Origin of the sequence: Ralstonia sp. 25C, assembly GCF_051904805.1 — a bacterium.
GTDB lineage: Bacteria > Pseudomonadota > Gammaproteobacteria > Burkholderiales > Burkholderiaceae > Ralstonia.
Genome location: NZ_CP196737.1, coordinates 108,462 through 128,338, shown reverse-complemented (window position 1 = coordinate 128,338; position 19,877 = coordinate 108,462). Strand labels below are relative to the sequence as shown.

Genomic DNA, 19,877 nt, shown 5'->3' with positions numbered 1-19,877 from the left:
ATATTGCGCGGGTGGCGCCCGATAGAACCCACTACGTCCGCTTGCTCGATATCCCTGAGCCATTTCGTGCCGAGTTTCGCGCGTGGATACGTTTCGCACAGTGCCCTGTAGTCCAGGGCGAGGAGCAGCGTGGTTGCATGTACCAGCATGACTTTGAGGGGTATCGCCAAGAGCGACTAAGGGGAGTCTACCGAAAGTGGCAAGGCAGAGCCCCATGGGAATTGCCGCACTACGAGCCGCCAGCCGACGGCGATCTGAGGTAAGTCTTGGCCGCGCCTTGATTGGCCTGTCGGCAGCCTAAGATGCGGGTCGTCTACCGGACAGGTGCCCGATCGACACGTCTGCACGAGTAACTCGAGCTGACCGAAATGCTGGCGTCAGCTTGCTAAGGTGCAGGAAATTGCCTTTCTCGTTACCGTACTCATAAAATGCGTATTATCTACCGTACGCAGAAAATGGGTATGAACAGCGCGACGCCTTATTTAGCCTTGGGAGAACGCATTCGCTCGCTTAGAGCGGCGGCGGGGATTGCGACGCAGGCTGAGCTGGCTCAACGGCTTGGTGATACGTCGCAGCAGTCGGTCAGCCGCTGGGAGGCAGGCACATCGCGCCCGCGTGCCCATGATGTGGCGAAGCTGGCGGCCGTGCTGAAGACGGACGTGACGGAGCTGGCGCGCGCGGCGGGTTATAGCCCGGAACCGGCGACCGTGTCTTTTGACCAGCTCCTTCCGCTACCGAGCTTGCTGCCCGAGGGCTTCGAGCATTTCTGCCTCGATCTGCTCGCGACGCATTTGAGGGGGCGTGCGGACGTTCATCCCGCTGGGAAGACGGGGCACAAGCAATACGGGATCGACATCGAAGCGCAGTTCGCGAGCGGGCTGCACACATACCAGTGCAAGCGCGAAGCGCAGTTTGGACCGGATAAGGTCAAGAGGGCGATCCAGGCGCAGACGCTCTCCGCAAAGAAGAAGCATATCCTGCTGTCGCGCGTCGCCAGCCCTGGCGCACGCAACGCGATCAGGCAAGTACGCGGGTGGGGCCTGTGGGACCAGGCCGACATCACTCGCGTCTTTCGCACTCTGCCCAAGCAAGAGCAGGTGCGGATCGTCGATATCTACTTTCCGACACAGCGATTTGCACTCACCGGCGAGCTGGCCGCTGGACCTTGGCAGACGGTGGAAGCCTTCTTTGCGCCACAGTTGGTGGAGGGGCGGTTCTTCAATCAATGCTGGGAGCTCGTGGGACGATCTGCTGAGCTCAGCGCGCTCGCACAGGCGCTGAGTGATCAGAGTGTGCTCGCTGTAAGCCTGGTGGGCCGTGCTGGCGAGGGTAAGTCGCGGGTGCTGCGCTCCGCTCTGGATGCATTTGCCACACAGCATCCCGAGGTGCGCATCCTCGTGGCATCGCCCACTGAGGACATCACGGCAAAGAGTCTTGAGGACCTCGGAGCCGACGAGAAGCTGCTCGTCGTCGACGATGTGCATGAGCGCAACGATCGCAACGATCTTGTTCAGCTTATTCGCTATGCGGGCACCCCGGGTTCGCGCGCGCGCCTGCTTCTCGTCTATCGACCATACTGGAGCGACATTGTGTCGACCGAGTTGGCGCGCTACGGCTTGTCCGACAACTTGATCAGGTCGATCACACTGACCAGTCCAACGAAACAGGAAGGGATTGCGTTGGCGACGCAGGTGCTTGCCAAGAATGGGGTGTCGACGGAGGCCGCGCAGGCGATCGCGGCCGTGGGGTATGACAGTCCACTTGCCGTTGTCGTTGGCGCCAAGATCGTGGCCAGCGAGGGATTGCACCCCGAGCTCTTCGGTTCGCACGATGTTTTCCGGGCGATGGTGCTCAAGCGCTATGAGAGTGTTTTTGCAAGAGACATCGCGCAGGGGCGGGACCAAGAGCGCGTGCACAAGATGCTGCGGGTGCTGGCTTTGATCCAACCGGTCGTCCCGGATGATAGGCACGTACTGAAGCTGATCACGGACATCGAGGCAATTGATGTCGCCGACGCGTCGCGCCTCATTGGACTCCTCGTGGGTGCTGGGGTGCTATTCAAGCGGGGTGCGAGATACCGGCTCTCGCCGGATCTCCTGGCAGACTCGATTATCGAATCCGCATGCATCACGCCAAGCGGGGCGTCCAATGGTTACGCCGAGGGGCTGTTTGCTGAGGCGGTTCCCGAGCATAAAGAGCATGTCCTCTTGAACCTCGGGCGCCTGGATTGGCGGCGCAACGAAGGGGACACGTCAGACAGTACGCTGCTCGATGGTTTGTGGTCGCAGATCGCCTGGGCCGATGACTATGTGAATGCCCAGGTGAAAGCCGCTGTTGCGGCGGCATACTTCCAGCCGCGCCAAGCGCTCCTCCTTGCGCGACGGTTGATCGACGAGGGACACGGTCAGAATTCCATCGTGTGCCGCGTCATCCACGGTGCAACCTACAGTCTCAAGCACCTTGCGCAAGCCTGTGCATTACTGTGGGAGGTCGGCCAGCACGATGCGCGACAAACGAACTCGCATCCACACCATGCGATCCGATTGCTGACAGAGTTGGCGACGCCGGATCCTCGTAAGCCGGTCGAGTTCGTCATGGACGTCGTCGACTTCATGCTGTCGCTTCTGGACTATCCCGAGAGTTGGACGGGGGCTTACACGCCGTTCTATGTGCTCAAAGGGGGCTTGGCAACCGAGGGGCATTTCACCTCAGCGGCGACAAGCCGGGAGATCACGATCTCGACTTACAGGGTTAGTCTCGAGAGGATTCAGCAGGTGCGGCAACGGATCATTGACGCACTTCTATTCAGTCTGTCGAGCGCCAATCAACGCCGGGCCTTTCTGGCGGCACAACACCTCTCCGAAGCACTGCGCGGCCCCATGGGAGCTTGTCCGGACAGCCCCGACTCATGGGGAGCGGAATTTGTTCAGACTCTGGAGAAAATCAACGCGCTGCTCGAAACTGTCAACGTGACGGCGCCCGTTGTTGTTGCCGTGGGCGAGTCCGTTCAATGGCATGCCTTCCATGGTCTCGAGTACACGAAGGTCCCCGCGCAGCGGATCCTGACGCATCTCAGTCGCGATCTTGATACGCGTACCGTGCGGGCATTCATTGATGCGTGGGGGACGCGCACATGGCCGTTGGGGGAGCAGGGAGGACGGCGCCAACATCAGGCCGACATGGATGCGCTCTGCCTGGAATTGAGCACTCAATTTCCTGAGCCGGACCAACTTGCATCGTTCCTGCAGGAACGGTTGGCTGACATCACCCGCGCAACGGGTGCGACGGAACACGGCGCCGCACAACTATTCCTTGGCCGGGTGCTGGAGTCGAATCTGTCACTTGCCCGGTATCTTGTTCAATGCTGTGTACATGGCGAGAGCTCGCAGCTATCGCCTTACACGGGGCGCGCGCTCGGGGCCCTCCTGACGGGCGCGAAAAAAGAGGGTTCGGCGTTTGTCGAAAGCTTGCTCGCGCAAGGGGATGCACATCTGCCGATCGTCGCCGCAGGCTACCTGTTTGCTGCGGGAGGGATCGCGCCGTACTCTGCGCTCGATGTCCGGGCGCTCAAGCTGATCTTCAGCAGTCAAGAAGGACCTGTCCTCAGATGCGTGCCACACTTGGTGCGCGATGTGGCACGCACGGACAAGGGACTAGCGATTGAGCTCATCACTCGCGTGGATACAGGATGCATCCTGAGCTACGCGCGAGACTTCTTTGCATGGGTTCATGATGATAAGGAGGTCCCGTTCGACCTGGTCACCGACGACCAACTGCGCGAAATGATCGGTGGGCTGCGCCAGGCGAAAGAGCTGGATGACTACTGGGTCCACGCCTTTCTCAAGAAGGCCATTCAGCGGATCCCTCGCGCTGTTGTCGAGCTCGCCATGGCACGCGTCGAAGATGCGATCGACAGCGGAGATGGTGGAACGCAACCGCTCGGCGACGTCCCAGGACATCCGGGTGCGTTTGGGCTGATGTTGCAGCCGCAGGGACGAGAGCTCTTTCATGGGTTGCTTGATTGGGCGATCAGCAGGATTACCGACTACGACTTCAGCTACCGCTTTGGAGAGTTGATTGAGGTGCTATGCGGCCCCTATGACGCTGCCTGCGTTGCCGCCTTGGAGGAGTGGCTCGCAGGCGGCACGCAGGAACGCTTCGCTGTCGTCCGAGCAATACTCCGTACCGCTGGCCAGCGGTTTATCTATGCGCACGAGGGGTTCGTCGAGCGCGCCCTCGGGGCTGCGCGCAGTGTTGGTCGGTCGACGTATCGGGATCTGTCCTCTGTCATCTTCCAGGCCTGCGTGAGTGGGGTGCGCTCTGGCGCGCCTGGCCAACCGTTTGTGGTCGATCTTGACCTGAAAGACATGGCGACGCGGCGACTTGCGCTGATAACAAAAGCCAATCCGGCGTTCGACCTGTACCAGCGGCTGCTCGACTACGCCACGCGCGAGATCGAGCGACAGGAAGAGCAGGGGCGCCGCATGGATGAAGAGGATGCTGATATGTGACATGCCTTCTGGTTTGTGCGAGGCCCAACTGGCTCGAGATCACGGTGGCGCATGGGGCCGCACGCACGCATATGCGAATAAAAATATCCAACTGGAGGGGCAATGGACGCACACCTGGTCGATGAGCAGGGCTACTTTTGGTGGGGCGACACAGCAATTCTTGAAGGGGATTTTGCGCCGGCTGAGCACGTTGGCGGACGCTTGACCGTTGCCGCCGACGGTACAACTCGCCTCGAGCTGGATGGTTTTCTTCCGACGGGGCAGTGTTCCTCGATACACCCTGCTGGTTGTCTCCGATAGGTACTGAACTTCACGGGAACTCCGTGCAGCACGCTTATGGAGTCCGAGGTGAAGCAGCCACTGGACCCTGCCAACCCCCTCACTTTTGCGAGGAGATGGACTACGCGCCGCGCCATCTGACTGGGGTCGGTTACGCGGATTTCCGGGCAATTACTGTCGGAAACATGCGCGCCTGGTCGTCGACAAATCGGATGTCCGCAAAGCCCACTTGCCGCAGTTGCTCTGATGTCTGCGCGTGCGTGCGGAAGGTCTGCCACTTGGCCTCGATCACTTTGACGAACAACTGCGCTTGCAATGCCAGCGCCGCGGGTTCGATTGCGCTTGTATTCCACGGCGAGTCCGGTGACAACACCGGCGGTGGCGTGAGAAAGCTGGTGACGAGTGTTCCGCCTGGGCGCAGGGCATCGAGGTAGCCGCGGTACAGCGCGGTGACGCGCGTGTCGTCGGGCTCGTAGATGTTCAGGCCATTGCTGACGAGAACGTCGACGGAGCCATACAAGTGCAAGTGCCAGGCGTCCTGCTGGTACAAGGAGAGCCGATCGGCCAGACCGTGCTGTGCGGCCAACGCCTTGGCGCCGACCAGCGCAGCCGGGTCCAGGTCCACCCCGATCAACTGCACGCCAGGCAACTGGCGATAGTCGAGCAGCAGCAGGTCGCCCATCAGGCCGCAGGGCACCGACGCGGCTGTCATGCCGGGCCGGAGGAGCGCTTGCAACTGGTCACGGAAGATACCGAACCGTTCACGCGTTGCCAGGACGGCGGGCAGCTTCTCGAATAGCTGGTATTCCAGATTGTCAGCATTGCTAGCGGGCAGGGTGCCGGGCCGGTACGTGACGAGTTGATGTGTCCAGTACGCATTCAGCCCGCGATTGCGCAGCAGAAAGCGCCCGAGATCACAGTGCGCAAGCGCGTCGGCAAGTGACAGCAACTGTTCGACCGTGGCGCCGGGCTGGTCGCCGGCAGCGCTCAGACGGGCACGTACGCGTTCCAGCAGGGCGGCGTCGGTGTCCGGCTGCTCAACGCTGTGGGAAAGCAGGCCACTTTCGACGGCGTGCAATTCGGGGGCAGAGGTCGTTTCGTTCGGGCTCATGGTGTACGGCGGATATTTCGCTTCGGATCGCGCGACTCTACCTGCGTCATATCGACTAGGCGCCGGATTTGAGCATTGATGAGCGATCGTCGTGTTCGATGGCGCAGGGGCCTGGTCTCATCACGGTGTGCAACGACCGCTGGGGCCGCTACACCTTCCGAGCGGGCGCTGGAGCAAGTCAGATCAGCTCCCGAAAGCCACCACCTGGCCCGACTTCTTTTCCCAGTGCGGATCGCTCCACGACACTTTCAACAGGTGCGCGCCGATCTTCTCCGCCCATTCCGGCTCGATGCGCGCCAGCGTGCGGCCGAACAGGCGGCTGGTCTCGATCAGTTCACCGCTCACGACCCACTTGTCGGCCTTGCGCACAATGACCGAACCCGGCCACAGGAAAACTTGATGCCGCGCGCGCTCAGGTATTTGCGGCCCCCGCTTTTTCCAACCTTGTCGGTCTCCTCAATCCGCACGCCGATGTTGCCGAGCCGGCCCGTAGTTGCCTCGCCAGCCTGCGCCAGAGGCGTTGCTAACCAAGCGCTTACATCGTAGGGGTCGAGATTCACGTAACTCCGAACTTTGTTGACACCGACTATTCAACTGAAATGGCATCCACACTTATAGCCTCAGGACAACAGCGGCACTAGCGCATTGCGTACCCACTGGCGGGTTTCGTTGTCCCGGCCACCAGAATTTGCGATTCACAACAGTTGCAGCCCATATCCGCTGTGGCTCAGTCGCCCATCAGCTCCGTTTCAATTCAGAAAATCATGCGCATCCGATTCCATGCTCGAAAGAGACGGTTCGGATGCGCATGAGAACATCGATACCGCGAAGATCAGATGGGCGATGTTGGCAGAACAGATTTCAATTGGACGAACGCGGAGCCGCAATCAATGCCGTCGCCCGTGCTCGGCGTTCCCGTGGCCGTCACGTCATTGGTGGAGGACGTGATGATCGACGAGGCGAAGCTGACCGGCCCGGTGCCCAGCTTGAAATGCGAAGCTGCAGGCGTTGTGCTCGGGCCGCCATTGTGCCCGGCAGCAAATGTAGGCTGTGTGCCGTCAAAAACGACATTGTCGAGCGTAATGGTCAACGGGTTGTTCTGGCCGTTGAGCTCATACCCTACGAATGCCACCTTGCCACCCTTGTACTTGGTGCTGCCCAGGTTGTGGAACGCCTGAACCGTGATGTTGGTGAAGTTGGGGTACAGCGAACCCGTGGAACTGCTGTAGAACGGGTCAAATGTCAGCGGCGCGCTTACGTTGCGAACGCAGACCTGTTTGTAGCTCACATTATTCACGCTGCCACCACGCGACGAATCGGATTTGATGCGCAGGCCACCGCTGGTACCGCTGTCGAAGCCGTCGATGGACAGATCAGTGACCGCGACATTGCTCACGCCCGCGTTGGTCTCGCTACCGATGGACAGGCCGTGCCCGTAGTAGAAATGGTTGTGCGCGTAGGTATGGTTGGTCGCCCCAGGGTTGCCGCTGGACTTGATCGCCACGTGGTCGTCGCCGGCACTAATGTACGAATAGGCGAGCAGCACCTTGCTGGAGTAGCCCGTATCGAAGCCATCTGTATTAATTGCCGTGTCGGGCGTGAAGCAGGTGGCCGGCGTGACCTGATCGGGTGTGGTACCACTCGGGCAGGCGTAGGCGGACTTGGTGTAGGCGAGGCTTGGTGTCAGTATTTTGATGCCCCAGGCTGTCAGGCCTGTCACTCCATATGCCCAGATGTGGAAATTGGGCGAGTTTTGCAGCGTGATGCCGTGCAGCGTGAAGTTACTGCCATTCTGGATCTGCAGCATGCGCGGATTTTGTTGGTTGAGGCCGCTCGCGCGGTTCTGCCAGGCCACGTCCCACCACGTACGCGCGTTGGCGTTGGCTCCGGCCGTTAGCAGGCTGCCGCCCCGACCGTCGATGACGCCGTCACCTACCACGCCGCTATTCGACGTCTTGTCCGCCAGAATGAGCGGATTACAGGATTTCGTGCTCGACTTTGTGGCGGTACCGCAAGTGCCAACACCGTTGTCGTAATCCTTGGGATTGCGTGAAGCGAATAGCGTGACACCCGTGTCAACCCATAGCACCACGCCCGACTTTAGCTTCAGCGGTCCGGTGATGAACGCTGTCTTTCCGCTGGACCCGGCCACTAGCTTGACCGCTTGACCAGACGGGCAGGCGTCGATGGCAGCCTGGATACGCGAGGCGTCCGGTTGTGAGCTCGAGGCGTTGCCGTCCAACGAATCTACGGAACCATTTACTGGGGCCAGCGTGGCAACCAGTGGGCTACCGCAGACGGTCGTTGGATTGGTAGGTTCTGACACAGTGCCCCATTGTGCCGTGACGGGGGCATCCGTAGCGTGTACCGCAGCGGAGGCGGCAGCAACGATGAGAGGAATCAGAAGTTTGACAGACGTATTCAAAATTGAACTCCGCAGAGAAATGGCCGTGTGTCAACGTGGCTCCCCGAATCCAGTGAGGCAAGCTGTCCCAATGAGGCCGGAGCACAGACGATTGCGCTAGCATCGCGTATGCACCGCAGCGCATTCTGAAATTTACTCAATTGCAAGGTGGTGCTCGATCGTTGCAGATCGGCGTGGTGCTGGAGAAGAGCCTCACTTTTTTGCTGTTCGATTCGCGGCAACATTACGCTGCCCAATCCTGCAGCCCCCATTTAGGAATCATTGAGGCGGGGAAGCCGGCTAATGCCCACGATTTCATCTGCGAACTGCTCTAGGATACGAGACCGTTATCGGTGGACACAGTGCCGGGAGCTGTCCGGCGGTCAGCGTCAACGCATCGTCATCGAGCGATCGTTGATCATCAATCTTCGCTTCCTGATCTTCGGCGAGGTGACCGGTGCACTGGACGACACCGAGACGCAAGCAGGAGCAACTTAAGAAAGTGAGTCTTCTCGTCGCCCAGAATCTCGACCGATTCCAGCTAAACCGCTTCCAATAAGCGCGGTATTTGAGCTGCCAATGGTTCGAATTTTCCATGACGTGCCATGCAGATCGAAATGCGTGATTTTTACAATTCCTTTGGCCTATGGCTTCTCCGCTTTTCTCGCAATGTTGGAGGGTGCAAACTTATTAATTTATTTTTAATTTCTGACAGGGAGGGGGCGCCATTTTCCGCAAGTCTCTTGTCTGCAGCCATAATATGCATCGAATCCCACTGATCCGTTATTTCGATCAGGCTTGAAATCGTGTTTATAAGGGCCTTCTTTGCGCCGGACTTTGATAGCTTGCCCATTTTTTTAATGGTCAGTGCTGGACTAGAGTCGCGCGATGGATCGATCTCAAGTAAATACCAATTATAAAAAAAATCGATTAATTTCAAAATCTTTTGAAAATCGTTATCTCCATATCTTATGTGTCTTAAATTTTTCATGATTCACAGGCGTGGATAGACTTTATTTATTTTCTCGGCGCCATATTTTTTGGCACTGAATCGCTTTGGCGAAAAGTCGGACATTCGAGCGACATGAAGACTTCGATTCGCTCACAGCGTTCGCTTCGGATATCGCCAGCCATATCGACGGAAGATCACCACGCCCCGCTCGCAATGCGCACTGACACGTCACGCCACGCAATTGCCTGCGCCAAGCAGCGAAATGGCACTGTCAATATCTTCGACCCGAACTCCGGAAACTTTGAGGCAACGCCATCCGAACTCGAGCGTGTTCTCTCCGGAATCCTTGCTTCGTTTCAGCGCGATGTACAACACCCTATGCAACAACAAGCGGCCGCCGGCAACGCATACGCAGTGGAACTCAGTCAGCGAAGCCCTCAGCAGTTAAAGATGGTTTGGGTGATGCCAGCGGCGGTTGTCGATGACGATAGCGCAGCCGGCTTTCCGAATGAATGAGCCACCAAACAGCTGCGAACCCCTTCATATATACAAAGCGTGCAGACCGAAATATCCGGCTAGGAGTGCAATCACGACAGCCGTGAAGAGCGCCGCATGCACGCAACCGTGTATCAACGGCGTGCCAAGAACAACATGGCGCTGCGGTCGCACCAGGGTCAAAATGCCTAAGGCGACACAAATAGCGCTATGGCCGACAAGATCAATCCACCCGAACGGCGCCACGGCTGCGATGAAGATGATGAGCAGAATGAACGCTGATATCTGGCTGCCGAGTCCGAAGAGCAACAAGCCGAAGGAGAGCGCGGCTTCTGCAAAGCCATACATGTGCATTGCCGCTTCGGGCGACACGCCAAGACTAAGCAGCGGCATGCTCTTCATCAACGGGAAGCTCCACTCCGGATAGGCAAACTTTTCGATGCTTCCCCAGAGGAGTGTGAGCGCCGCGCTCCAGCGCAGCAGGTCGAGTGCGAACGTATCGTTCCGTTCGTGCCCGCATCGAGTGATGATGAGAATCCAGCCGACGGCCAGGAAGAGCGGATAGTCGAGCAGGTGAAACCAGCCATAGTCAGCGATTGCCATGACGTACATGCCAATCATGCCGATGCCGGATAGCCAGCAAGTGGACCGCTTTAGCACGAGCAGCGCACAGCCAGCTTGAAGCCAACGGACCCACGGTGGTGCGACCAACTCGGGTGTGAGGTACACCGGTTCGGCTAACGTGAATGCGGCCAGCAACCAATAGAGCGCCAAGCCCATCCTGAGTACGAGCAAGGCATGCGGCATCGTAACGGCGGACAGCTTCTCCCGGGCGGCTTGCAGCCGCCCACCGAGCGATGTCAACTGATGGTCAAGCACGGCCAGGATGGCCAGGGTGGCGACGCAGGCCCCAAAGAAGGTTTGCCATAGGGGTGATGTCAGCACCCGTGCAGGGTTGCGCGGTGGGCAAATGATGTTCCAGCTTGCAAACCATTTGACATGTGCCATGGCGGCGGACGGTAGCGTTGCGGCCAACAGCGCAAGGCCCGCGGCGGGCAGCATCGTTTGGATGAAACCGAAAGGCTGTCCACGTCGGACAATCGTCCAGGCTGGAGAATTCACTGACTGACCTCACGAATGAAATGTTCCTCGTTCGGTCATGTGCGCTGAATGCGATCTGACGCGAAGAAGCAAGTCCTTCGCATGAGTGCCAGAAACGCGATGCAAGGTTGCAGGATCCGTGGAATTTGCGGGTGGTGGATGGTCAGTGAGCGCGCCCCATGTTCAATCGAGCCATTCCGCGGTTGACGGTTGGTTGGTGTACGAACCGAACGGTCGATTGTTGACGCGCGACATTCGACATCCTGTTGGTACGCGATGGGCGCGCTGGCGCTACGTAATGCTTTAGGCAATGACCAGGCTATCTGGCGACGTAACCCGACAAACGGCGTCGAGACCCTGCCTAGCGAATCGAGTGACTTCTCAGCGAAATGTCGCTGATGGCTTCACACGTCCAGGTGAATTGGACCGATTTCGCTAGATAGCCACGCGGGGTGAGAAGTGGTGGCGTTGTTTTTTGATGTGTCGATTCATTGGTGACGGATACGTGTTCGCCTATCCGCGAGCTTCGCTGTTGCATTGTTGGTATAGCGCAGCCAACTCGGTGCGATTTCGCGCCTGCAAACGCATCAAGATTTCACGCACGTGTGACTTCACTGTTTCCACGCTAATGTGCAAGGTCTGTGCGATTTCTACGTTGGATTTTCCCGAGGCTGCCTCATGCAGGATTTCACATTGGCGTCGCGTCAGCATTGAAAGCACAGAGCTCTTGCGCGGCTTGGCTGCCGGTGCGTCGCGGTACGCATCCAACATTCGACCGAGTACGGCATGTGCCTGCTCAATCGTCATTGGTTTGCCCAGTGCCCCGTCGTCCGCGAAGCCCACCAGTTGTGTGGTGTCCATCAAGACCACGCTGATCGATGTCGTTGACGGCGGTCGAGTGACCATTGTGAGCGGAGCGTCTCCCGGCGTGTGCGGGCGTTGCCCCGCACTTGGAAACTGGGGGAGATAGTGGCGGCCTGCGGTGCCAGTCGCGTCTAACAGCACCGTGTTTTGAATCCGGGCGGTCATGTCGTCTTTCGCTCTGTGGTGGAGTTGCACTTGGATGCAGTGGAGAACGCGCGGCATCTGCGCCGCGAATGTCTCGTCCTTCGTTAGTGACAACCACGAAGCAAAATGGAACCGGAAGCGCAAAAAAAAATTGTAACGGGCGCGTCAGCGCAGTCTTACCGGTGTCAATGAGCCTCCGCGGTCGGCGCTCCGGCCGGGCATCCGGCGGCCCACGCGGGTTCGGTACCACGGCGGGTGGTTCTGAGACTTGTGCGGGCTGTGGCGCCGTACGTGCCGATCTAGCGTGCCTTGCGTCCAAACCAGTGTCTGGCGAAACTGCGTAGAGTGTTTCAGCGTTTGCGTCTGTCGTCCTACTACGATGTGGGCGCAAAAACCTAGCGAGATTTCTTTTTGTCCAACCGAAACCTTTCCCGCGCCAGCCGGCACCTACGGTGGACTCAACATCGTGCGGGCAAACACGGCGGTTACGGTAATGCAGACACCTACCTCACCCAGCGCATCTGCGACCAGTCGGTCTTCCGACGAGGACGATAACGCGCTGTTGCAACGTATCGGTCGCGGTGACCGGGCCGCACTCGCCGCGCTGTATCGCGCCTACCACTACCGGCTCGTGCGCTTCCTGAATCGTTTTACGCGCAGCGAAGCCATGATCGAAGAAGTGATCAACGATACATTTCTGATTGCTTGGCAGAAGGCAGCTGATTTCCGCGGTGAGTCGCGCGCGTTGACCTGGCTCATGGGCATCGCGTACCGTGTGACGCTCAAAGCGCTGAGGCAGAGCGGTCAACAACATGAATCGCTTGAGCTCGGTAGCCACGACATGGCCTTCGAGCCGTTTGCCGATTACGAAACCGCAGACTGGATCGCCAAGGGGTTGGCACTTCTGACACCGGAGCACCGCATGGTGATGGAGCTTGCGTACGTGATGGGACATTCTCTCGAGGAGATTGCTGAAATCACTTCGACGCCCACGACCGCGGTCAAGGCTCGGATGTTCCATGCACGCGTCAAGCTGCGCAATCTGATGCCGGCAATCTCCGGCCGTTCCACGGGGACATCGCAATGAACGAATTCACCCATGATGATCGTGTCCACCTGCGTGTATGGGAGCTGCTGCCCTGGGTGGTCAACCAATCTGCCTCGGCAAGCGAGCAAACCGAAGTGGATGAACATCTGCGGCACTGCGAGGCTTGCCGGGCTGAGTTGGCGCTGCAGCAGGAGCTCAATGCCTCGATCAATGCGGGCGGCGCGTTGGTTTCTCCAGGTGTTGAAGAGGGCCTGGCGCGGCTGTCAGACCGTATCGATGCGCCACAGCGGTCGCCACGCCCGCGCTTGCTGGCGGTGGCGTATGGATTGGCCGCGCTGGTTTTGCTGCAATCAGGAGGTCTCGCTGTGCTTGGCATGAAACTGGGCGGTGGCGATACGGCGACATATCGCACGTTGTCGTCGCCCGCGCGCATGGCAGACCATGCCACGATCCGGCTGGTGGTTGATCCTTCAACTTCGGTGGTTCGACTACAGCAGTTACTGGTGCCGCTTGGGCTGCAGATCGTCGCCGGTCCCAGCGAGAGCGGGGTATATACCCTCGGTGCGCGTGCTGCCGAGGCGGGCCGGCCAGCGCTGAATGCGGACACCCACCGCCAGATCGAAGCCCTACGCGCCGCACCCGAGGTTCGCTTTGTCGAACCGATAGCGGGGGCGGATGAGGGCACTTGACCGTACCCGTTCGGATTTAGCGCGTGGTTTCTTGTTCGCAGGTGCGATGGAGGGCGGCGGCTGCGCGGCAGGCGTTGATGAGGCGAGCGTAGCGCTGACTGGGACCACTGGTGTGTTCCAGCACGGCCCGGACGCGTGTAGTTTCCATGCCCGATGCCAGTCCAAGCAAGAGTGCGACGGTACCCGTCACGTGCGCGGTTGCAAACGACGAACCGGAGACAAAATCGTAGTGGCCGCCCGGTGTGATCGTCAGGATGTCCCGCCCAGGGGCATAAAGCAGTGCCGGCGCGAGCGACGGCGGCAAGGTGTTTGCGGGTTGGGCACTATCAACGCCGATGACGCCTGGAATACCCACCGGGAACGCTGTCAGGTCCCCATTCGGCAATGCCGCGCCAACCACCACCAGTCCTTTCTTGATCGCTTGCGCCACCAGTGCCGACAGTAGCGGGTCGATCGGGCCACCCAAACTCAGATTGATGATCTGAACCCGGGCATCCAGTGCGGCCTGCAGCGCCTGCGCAAGCGTGAGCGAATTGCAGATGGCGCCTGTACGGTCCTGCTGCCAGCAAGCCTTGATGGCGACGAGCTTCGCATGCGGGGCGATGCCGGTGATACTCGTGGATGAACGGCCCGCGCCGTCGGCGGCAATGATGCCTGCCACTTCCGTGCCATGAAGGTCCCGCTTGAATTGCTCCCAATCGTTGTCGACAAAATTCAGTGCGGAGGCGATCCGCCCGCGAATATCTGGGTGTTCGGTATCCACACCCGTGTCGATCAACGCGATCCGCACCGAATCACCAAGGGAGACGCGCTGTGCTGCGTCTGCGCCGATCTCACGGACGGCCTGTTGCAGACTGGCGTAACTGCTGCCGTGGTTTGCGTCCGCCGCCAGCGTCTGGAAAGTCTGTAGAGGCTGAGCAAGCCGCACACGGGCATCGGCGGCGAGTGCTTTGAGCACGGTGTCACGAGAGCGGTCGCCCTTGATTTCCAGGACGGCGCAGTGGACGCCGAGCGCGGGAATCGGCCATGCCGTCACATCCATCAAGTTGTACTGGTGTGCGATTGCTGCCAGGGTACTGCGCGCACTGCCGCCGGCGGCATAGGCGCTGTGGGTGCCATAGCCGGAACCTGTCGAGCCTGCATTCAACGCAAAAGATTCGGTCGGGTTCGCAACAGTCAACACGACCATACGCTCTGGATGGGCCTGCATCCGCTGTGTCGCGGCGTTGGCATCGGGGGCAGACTCCACGGCTGCGCACGCCGATAGCACGCAAGCCGCGCAACACAAGAGGAATAAGAGGGGGGCTAGTCGTTTCATCGAATTGCGGATTCTGCTCGCATGAAGATATTCCGTAAGTGACGGTTTTGTGTCGACGGGTTGCAACAGCGTGCGGCTGCATCTGCGTGGGCGATATCGTTTTCATGCCGCTGCAACTTTTCTCCAGGTGCTGCGCACCTACGGGCGCACTCATGTCTCATGTCACTAGGAGGATGAAGTTCATGGTTTCCGTGCGCTCAACAGCTTTGAAATTTGCACTTTCCGCTGCAGTAGCGGCAAGTCTGGCCGCATGCGGTGGCGGCGATGATTCAACCACTGTATCTCAACCAAAACAGCAAACCGGCTTCAAGCCGACTGTGGTTGTTTCGGATGGCAGCGTCAGTGCCGCCAATACGGATGCCAACCTCAAGAACGGATGGGGGATCGCATTCAACCCGCAGGGATTCGTCTGGGTGGCCGACGCAGGATCGAAGAAATCCACGCTCTATGACGGCAAGGGCGCACCGCAACAACTGGTGGTTTCCTTGCCCGATGGCACAAATGGTCCTGCAGGGCCGACCGGCATCGTCTTCAGCGGAGCGAGCAACTTCCCGGTCAGCCAGAACGGTACGTCTGGGGCGAGTGCATTCATTTTCGCGACGCTGGCCGGTACGATCGCCGCTTGGTCGCCGACGGTCAATCTGAACAACGCAGTGACGGTGTACGACGACGCGGCGGGTGCTGCCGAATATACTGGCCTTGCCATCGGCACCGACAACGGGGCACCGCGCGTGTACGCGGCCGACTTCCATAACAACAAGGTCGACGTGTTCGACAGCACGTTCACCAAGCTCACGACCACTGGACGTTTTGCCGATCCGTCGCTGCCCGCTGGTTTTGCACCGTTTGGCATTCAGGCGATCGGCAGCAGCATCGTGGTGACCTATGCCAAACAGGACAGCGCTGCGCGTATCTCCGTGCACGGTGCTGGGCTTGGCTTCATTGACGTCTATGACGCCAGCGGCAACCTGCAGAAGCGCCTGGTGAGCGGTGGTGCTCTCAATGCCCCATGGGGTGTGGCTTCGGCACCCGCCAACTTCGGGCCGTTCAGCAATACGCTGCTTGTCGGCAATTTTGGCGATGGCACGATCCACGCGTATGACCCGCAGACCGGTGCCCTGGTCGGTACGCTGACCCAGAAAGACGGCTCGTCGGTCACGATTCCAGGCTTGTGGGGCATCGCCTTCGGTAATGGCCTGAATTCGCAGCCGACCAATACCCTGTTCTTTGCGGCGGGCCCGAACGGCGGTACGAATGGCGTCTACGGCCGGGTTGATCTCGACCAGTGACGCGCATGGCAGGCTGTCTCAATGCCTGTAGGCTGAACCTCGCAGTGTCATTACCGGGGTTCGGCCCCCTTGGCTAAAAGTGCCATATCAGTTGGCCTACCCAGCGGTTGTCCAGCGCACCGTTGAGGCGTGACTTGGCTGCGCCGGCGGTGGCCCCATATTTGACGTCAATCTGCATGGGGCCATGCTGATAGGACAGGCCAATGCTGCCATAGCCATAACCGGGGCTAGCGGCGGCATGCTGATCGTAGTATCCGATGCCCGCAGTGGCCGTGAACCCGTGCAGCAACGGTAACCGCCCGACGAGGTCGTAAGCCAATGTGTACGCAGGCTGCAGCGGCCCGATCGTCGCGTGCGGCGATACGGCGATCGATGCAACCACGGCATCGCGCCAACCCATACTCACGGCCAACTCCTGATAGTTCATGTGTTGCGGAGTCGGCGTGTTCCAGGACTGATAGTGCGCCACCATGAGTTGGGCGCTCCAGGCAGCGTCCAGGCGCCAACTGTACCCAGCATCGGCGACAAGTTGCGCACCTTGCGATCTGTCATGTCCGGATAGCGCAAACGACGACACGGACACATCGGCAAACGGGCCAGGCCCCGCGTACCAACTCGCCGAGGCCTCGACGTAGGGGTGTCCGTTGCTCAGATCGAGCCCACGCAGCAGCTTGTCGCTCGCTGTGCCGAGCGTGAAATGCCAATCCTCGCCTCCGGCAAGCGCGTGGGCGGGCGCCAGTGCTAGCACCAGCGGGATCAGCATTTTGCGCACGATACGGACCTAGGGGCGGGCCGCGTAGAAGCCGAGAAACTTCGGATCGCTAAGCGAGGCCTCATCACGGCTGATATCAAAGACCGGGAAACTGGCCCACACGCGTGCCGTGATGACCTCGAACAGCACTTCCTTGCTTTCAACCTGGTTGTACAGCGTGCGACGTGCCGCACCGGATTCGGCGGCCAAGCGATCCATGCTAGTGCCCTTGTAGCCGTATTGCAGGAAGACGCGCGTGGCGGCGTCCAGTATCTGGTCGCGCTTGCTTGACGTGGAGGTGTCGGTGTCGGGGAGATTGCGTCCGGTCCGTTTGCGCGCGGTGCTCACGATGCATCGTCATCTGAAGAAGATGACCACGGATTGTACGCAATCCGCAGCTTATGGAAACGCTTAGTTGCCGCAATAAATTTGTCGGAAAGGCACGGCAATTAAAAATTAATTTCTTGAAGAATTCTCAACAACATTTGAGAGTTTGATCTTTGATCGTTTTTGCCTTTGGCATCATAGGCAAAACCTGTTGCCTCAACTGCTTATCGCAGCGTTCTGGGGTGGTTCGGTTCGAGTCGAAGTTCACCCCACCGATTCAGAAAAGTACCGTGAGTGCCGTATCTAGCTCAGGAGGTTTCATCGCGAAAGAAAAAAAAGAATAAATTGCATCGCCGCCAAAAAAGATCTCGATATTTTGGCTTATCCACTCTTAAGAATTTTTCGCGAACATCGTTGAAAGTCGAGAAGAAGAACTTAAGTCTGATGTTCGAATCATTGTGGAAGGGCGAAAACGACTATGCGCGGTATCGTGGACTCAGTACGTTTCAAGATGTTGTGTGCTTTTGGGATTGGGGCTCTGCTGCTTGGCGCCACCGGGGCTTTTGGCATCGTTGGTATGGTGCATTTGAACAGTAACGTCGTGGACGTTTACTCGAACAACCTGATACCAATCTCTCAGCTTGCGCGCGTGCAAGCAGCGCAACTCGATGTGCGCTTGCAGCAACGGCGTATTCAAGCGTTCAGGGACGACCATGCCAAGGTTGAGTCAGCCATCAAGCTGATTCGCGGTGATCTGCAGGAGATCAACGACGCATGGAAGGCGTACTTCCCCGACGGGATTTCTAGCGAGAAGGAGCGCGAGGTCGCAACAAGGTTCAACGAAGCGCTGCCACGGTTCAATGCAGCGATCACACGTACGGTGGAGGCGGTGCAATCCGGCAATCTGGACGCAGCCATCCAGACGCTAAACGATAACGCCGAAATGTATCAGGCGATGGGGGCGTGGCTGGTGCAGGACATCAGGATCAATGAAGCCCAGGCCAAGGATTTTGTGTCTGACAGCGAGGCGACCTACCGGCGCACTCTCCGGCTGGCCATTGCTCTGGTAGGCCTAGGCTGCATCATCACTGCGGCGATGTCGTGGTATCTCGTTGGGGCGATTTCTCGGCCCTTGAAGGTCGCTGTGGTGGTTGCCGACCGGATCTCAGGCGGACGACTCGACAACCCCATCGCGATCGACGCGAAGGGCGAGTTTGGTGCGCTGCTCACGGCGCTACGTAAGATGGACCAGCAACTCGCACACACCGTACGCGGCATCAAGTCCTCCGCAGACTCCGTCACGGTGGCTTCGCGTGAGATCGCGGCCGGCAATGTGGACTTGTCCTCTCGCACGGAACAGCAGGCGGCCTCTCTGGAGGAGACTGCGTCCAGCATGACCCAGTTGACGCAGACGGTGAAACAGAATGCGGACAACGCTGCGCAAGCCAACGCATTGGCGGTCAGTGCCAGCGAGACAGCACAAACTGGCAACGATGCCGTTCAAAACCTGGTTGTCACGATCGACAAAATCAGTACGAGCTCCGGCAAGATTTCCGAGATCACGGGGCTGATAGAAAGCATCGCGTTCCAGACGAATATTCTGGCGCTCAATGCCGCGGTGGAGGCGGCACGCGCCGGTGAGCAAGGTCGTGGTTTCGCTGTTGTGGCCAGTGAAGTCCGTACCCTGGCGCAGCGATCCGCTTCGGCAGCGAAGGAGATCAAAGAGCTGATTGGAGCATCGGTCGCCGTGGTGAAGGAGGGCTCCGCCCAAGCAAGCGAAGTTGGTGCGACCATGGGGCAAGTCAAAGATGCTATCCGCCGTGTCTCCGACATCGTGGCGGAGATTGCTGCCGCATCCGAAGAGCAAAGCCGTGGAATTGAGCAAGTGGGGCAGGCCGTCACGCAGTTGGACGAGGTGACCCAACAAAACGCTGCGTTGGTAGAACAAGCGGCGGCGGCAGCTTCTTCGCTCGAAGATCAGGCGATGAAGCTCAAAGATGCTGTCTCCACGTTCGAGCTGGACGCGGGCAATGCTTCGGCACCCTCATCTGTCTCAGCCGCACGCAGTACGCGTGTCCGGACCGTGCGCCCAGTGACTGGCGCCTTGAAATCCGCGCGGAAGCCGCTCAACAGCGCCATCGTCGGTGTCGTCGGACAACCCAAGGATGCCGCTGCCTCCCGAGATCAACAATGGGGGACGTTCTGATGTCGCAAGGACAGCAGCGCACTGCTACGGAGGACATTGAAGCTTGCAAGCAAGTGATCGCGTCAAATATGGAGTCGATATCCCGCTTTGGCGGCCGGCTCGCGGTTCTATACAAATTTACGACGGCCGTTCTACCCCAACTCGATACCGCTCAGCGGGCTGAGGTTGCGCATCGCCTTCGGCGAGGCGTCGAAGACGTAATGTTGCTCACCGATGACATTGCGCTGCCAGGCGAGTACCACGAAGCCTTCGTCGCACAGACCAACGTTCTGCTGGCGGCGCTTGAAGGACCGAATGCGGTGTCGCGTTAGCACATCTTTGGTCAGGAAACTGTTTGCGGTAGGTCCCTGATTTCACTGCTCGCCCACAGCAGTGGGATTTTTGGTGC

General features: G+C 59.1%; 13 protein-coding genes and 1 pseudogene. 6 read left to right on the top strand and 8 right to left on the bottom strand.

Features of this window, described 5'->3' with window-relative positions; genetic code table 11:
* Window positions 1–461 precede the first annotated feature (461 nt).
* On the top strand, window positions 462–4,511 hold the full coding sequence (locus tag ACS7SF_RS00530) for a helix-turn-helix domain-containing protein (protein ID WP_439891201.1): 4,050 nt from the start codon (window positions 462–464) through the stop codon (window positions 4,509–4,511).
* A gap of 430 nt (window positions 4,512–4,941) precedes the next feature.
* Here the strand turns inward: ACS7SF_RS00530 and ACS7SF_RS00525 are convergent, their stop codons facing one another.
* From ACS7SF_RS00525 to ACS7SF_RS00515, 3 genes and pseudogenes are all read right to left on the bottom strand, one after another.
* Complete coding sequence (locus ACS7SF_RS00525; protein ID WP_439891200.1) at window positions 4,942–5,901, bottom strand: SAM-dependent methyltransferase; 960 nt, start codon at window positions 5,899–5,901, stop codon at window positions 4,942–4,944.
* Between the two features lie 192 nt (window positions 5,902–6,093).
* A pseudogene (locus ACS7SF_RS00520) lies at window positions 6,094–6,392 on the bottom strand (oligonucleotide/oligosaccharide-binding fold domain-containing protein); the annotation flags it as partial.
* A gap of 341 nt (window positions 6,393–6,733) precedes the next feature.
* Window positions 6,734–8,143 (bottom strand): glycoside hydrolase family 28 protein, encoded by a 1,410-nt coding sequence (locus ACS7SF_RS00515; RefSeq protein ID WP_439891199.1) that lies wholly within the window; start codon window positions 8,141–8,143, stop codon window positions 6,734–6,736.
* A 1,246-nt stretch (window positions 8,144–9,389) separates the two neighbouring features.
* Here ACS7SF_RS00515 and ACS7SF_RS00510 point away from each other — a divergent pair.
* A complete protein-coding gene (locus ACS7SF_RS00510; RefSeq protein ID WP_439891198.1) occupies window positions 9,390–9,773 on the top strand; it encodes a YopT-type cysteine protease domain-containing protein in 384 nt (127 codons plus the stop codon).
* A gap of 24 nt (window positions 9,774–9,797) precedes the next feature.
* Here the strand turns inward: ACS7SF_RS00510 and ACS7SF_RS00505 are convergent, their stop codons facing one another.
* Both ACS7SF_RS00505 and ACS7SF_RS00500 read right to left on the bottom strand, forming a co-directional pair.
* Window positions 9,798–10,814, bottom strand: a complete 1,017-nt coding sequence (locus ACS7SF_RS00505) for a hypothetical protein (protein ID WP_439891197.1) — start codon at window positions 10,812–10,814, stop codon at window positions 9,798–9,800.
* Between the two features lie 552 nt (window positions 10,815–11,366).
* The gene (locus tag ACS7SF_RS00500) at window positions 11,367–11,882 is read right to left on the bottom strand and encodes a helix-turn-helix domain-containing protein (protein ID WP_439891196.1); all 516 of its coding nucleotides are present in this window, start codon (window positions 11,880–11,882) and stop codon (window positions 11,367–11,369) included.
* A 472-nt stretch (window positions 11,883–12,354) separates the two neighbouring features.
* Between ACS7SF_RS00500 and ACS7SF_RS00495 the strand changes: the two genes are divergently transcribed.
* Both ACS7SF_RS00495 and ACS7SF_RS00490 read left to right on the top strand, forming a co-directional pair.
* Window positions 12,355–12,948: a sigma-70 family RNA polymerase sigma factor gene (locus ACS7SF_RS00495; protein WP_439891195.1), complete on the top strand. Its 594-nt coding sequence runs from the start codon at window positions 12,355–12,357 to the stop codon at window positions 12,946–12,948.
* A complete protein-coding gene (locus tag ACS7SF_RS00490) occupies window positions 12,945–13,598 on the top strand; it encodes an anti-sigma factor family protein (protein WP_439891194.1) in 654 nt (217 codons plus the stop codon). The genes ACS7SF_RS00495 and ACS7SF_RS00490 overlap by 4 nt, the downstream gene beginning before the upstream one ends.
* A gap of 16 nt (window positions 13,599–13,614) precedes the next feature.
* Here ACS7SF_RS00490 and ACS7SF_RS00485 read toward each other — a convergent pair whose 3' ends face one another.
* Window positions 13,615–14,847 carry a S8 family peptidase gene (locus ACS7SF_RS00485; protein ID WP_439891193.1) on the bottom strand — a complete coding sequence of 411 codons (1,233 nt, stop codon included), beginning with the start codon at window positions 14,845–14,847 and terminating at the stop codon, window positions 13,615–13,617.
* 221 nt (window positions 14,848–15,068) lie between these two features.
* On the opposite strand from ACS7SF_RS00485, the gene ACS7SF_RS00480 reads away from it, so the two are divergent.
* On the top strand, window positions 15,069–16,205 hold the full coding sequence (locus ACS7SF_RS00480; RefSeq protein WP_439891192.1) for a TIGR03118 family protein: 1,137 nt from the start codon (window positions 15,069–15,071) through the stop codon (window positions 16,203–16,205).
* A gap of 73 nt (window positions 16,206–16,278) precedes the next feature.
* Here the strand turns inward: ACS7SF_RS00480 and ACS7SF_RS00475 are convergent, their stop codons facing one another.
* Both ACS7SF_RS00475 and ACS7SF_RS00470 read right to left on the bottom strand, forming a co-directional pair.
* Window positions 16,279–16,968, bottom strand: coding sequence for a hypothetical protein (locus tag ACS7SF_RS00475; protein WP_439891191.1), 690 nt, complete (start codon window positions 16,966–16,968; stop codon window positions 16,279–16,281).
* Window positions 16,969–16,986: 18 nt separating this feature from the next.
* Window positions 16,987–17,304, bottom strand: a complete 318-nt coding sequence (locus ACS7SF_RS00470) for a TetR/AcrR family transcriptional regulator (protein ID WP_439891190.1) — start codon at window positions 17,302–17,304, stop codon at window positions 16,987–16,989.
* Window positions 17,305–17,761: 457 nt separating this feature from the next.
* On the opposite strand from ACS7SF_RS00470, the gene ACS7SF_RS00465 reads away from it, so the two are divergent.
* Complete coding sequence (locus tag ACS7SF_RS00465; protein ID WP_439891189.1) at window positions 17,762–19,489, top strand: methyl-accepting chemotaxis protein; 1,728 nt, start codon at window positions 17,762–17,764, stop codon at window positions 19,487–19,489.
* Window positions 19,490–19,877 lie beyond the last annotated feature (388 nt).

What these genes read in the sequence shown, in the direction of transcription:
- ACS7SF_RS00510 (WP_439891198.1), top strand. Translation starts at nt 9,390, where the DNA reads ATGAAGACTTCGATTCGCTCACAGCGTTCGCTTCGGATATCGCCAGCC.
- ACS7SF_RS00465 (WP_439891189.1), top strand. Translation starts at nt 17,762, where the DNA reads ATGCGCGGTATCGTGGACTCAGTACGTTTCAAGATGTTGTGTGCTTTT.
- ACS7SF_RS00490 (WP_439891194.1), top strand. Translation starts at nt 12,945, where the DNA reads ATGAACGAATTCACCCATGATGATCGTGTCCACCTGCGTGTATGGGAG.
- ACS7SF_RS00530 (WP_439891201.1), top strand. Translation starts at nt 462, where the DNA reads ATGAACAGCGCGACGCCTTATTTAGCCTTGGGAGAACGCATTCGCTCG.
- ACS7SF_RS00475 (WP_439891191.1), bottom strand. Translation starts at nt 16,968, where the DNA reads ATGCTGATCCCGCTGGTGCTAGCACTGGCGCCCGCCCACGCGCTTGCC.
- ACS7SF_RS00495 (WP_439891195.1), top strand. Translation starts at nt 12,355, where the DNA reads ATGCAGACACCTACCTCACCCAGCGCATCTGCGACCAGTCGGTCTTCC.
- ACS7SF_RS00480 (WP_439891192.1), top strand. Translation starts at nt 15,069, where the DNA reads ATGTCTCATGTCACTAGGAGGATGAAGTTCATGGTTTCCGTGCGCTCA.
- ACS7SF_RS00500 (WP_439891196.1), bottom strand. Translation starts at nt 11,882, where the DNA reads ATGACCGCCCGGATTCAAAACACGGTGCTGTTAGACGCGACTGGCACC.
- ACS7SF_RS00505 (WP_439891197.1), bottom strand. Translation starts at nt 10,814, where the DNA reads ATGCTGCCCGCCGCGGGCCTTGCGCTGTTGGCCGCAACGCTACCGTCC.
- ACS7SF_RS00525 (WP_439891200.1), bottom strand. Translation starts at nt 5,901, where the DNA reads ATGAGCCCGAACGAAACGACCTCTGCCCCCGAATTGCACGCCGTCGAA.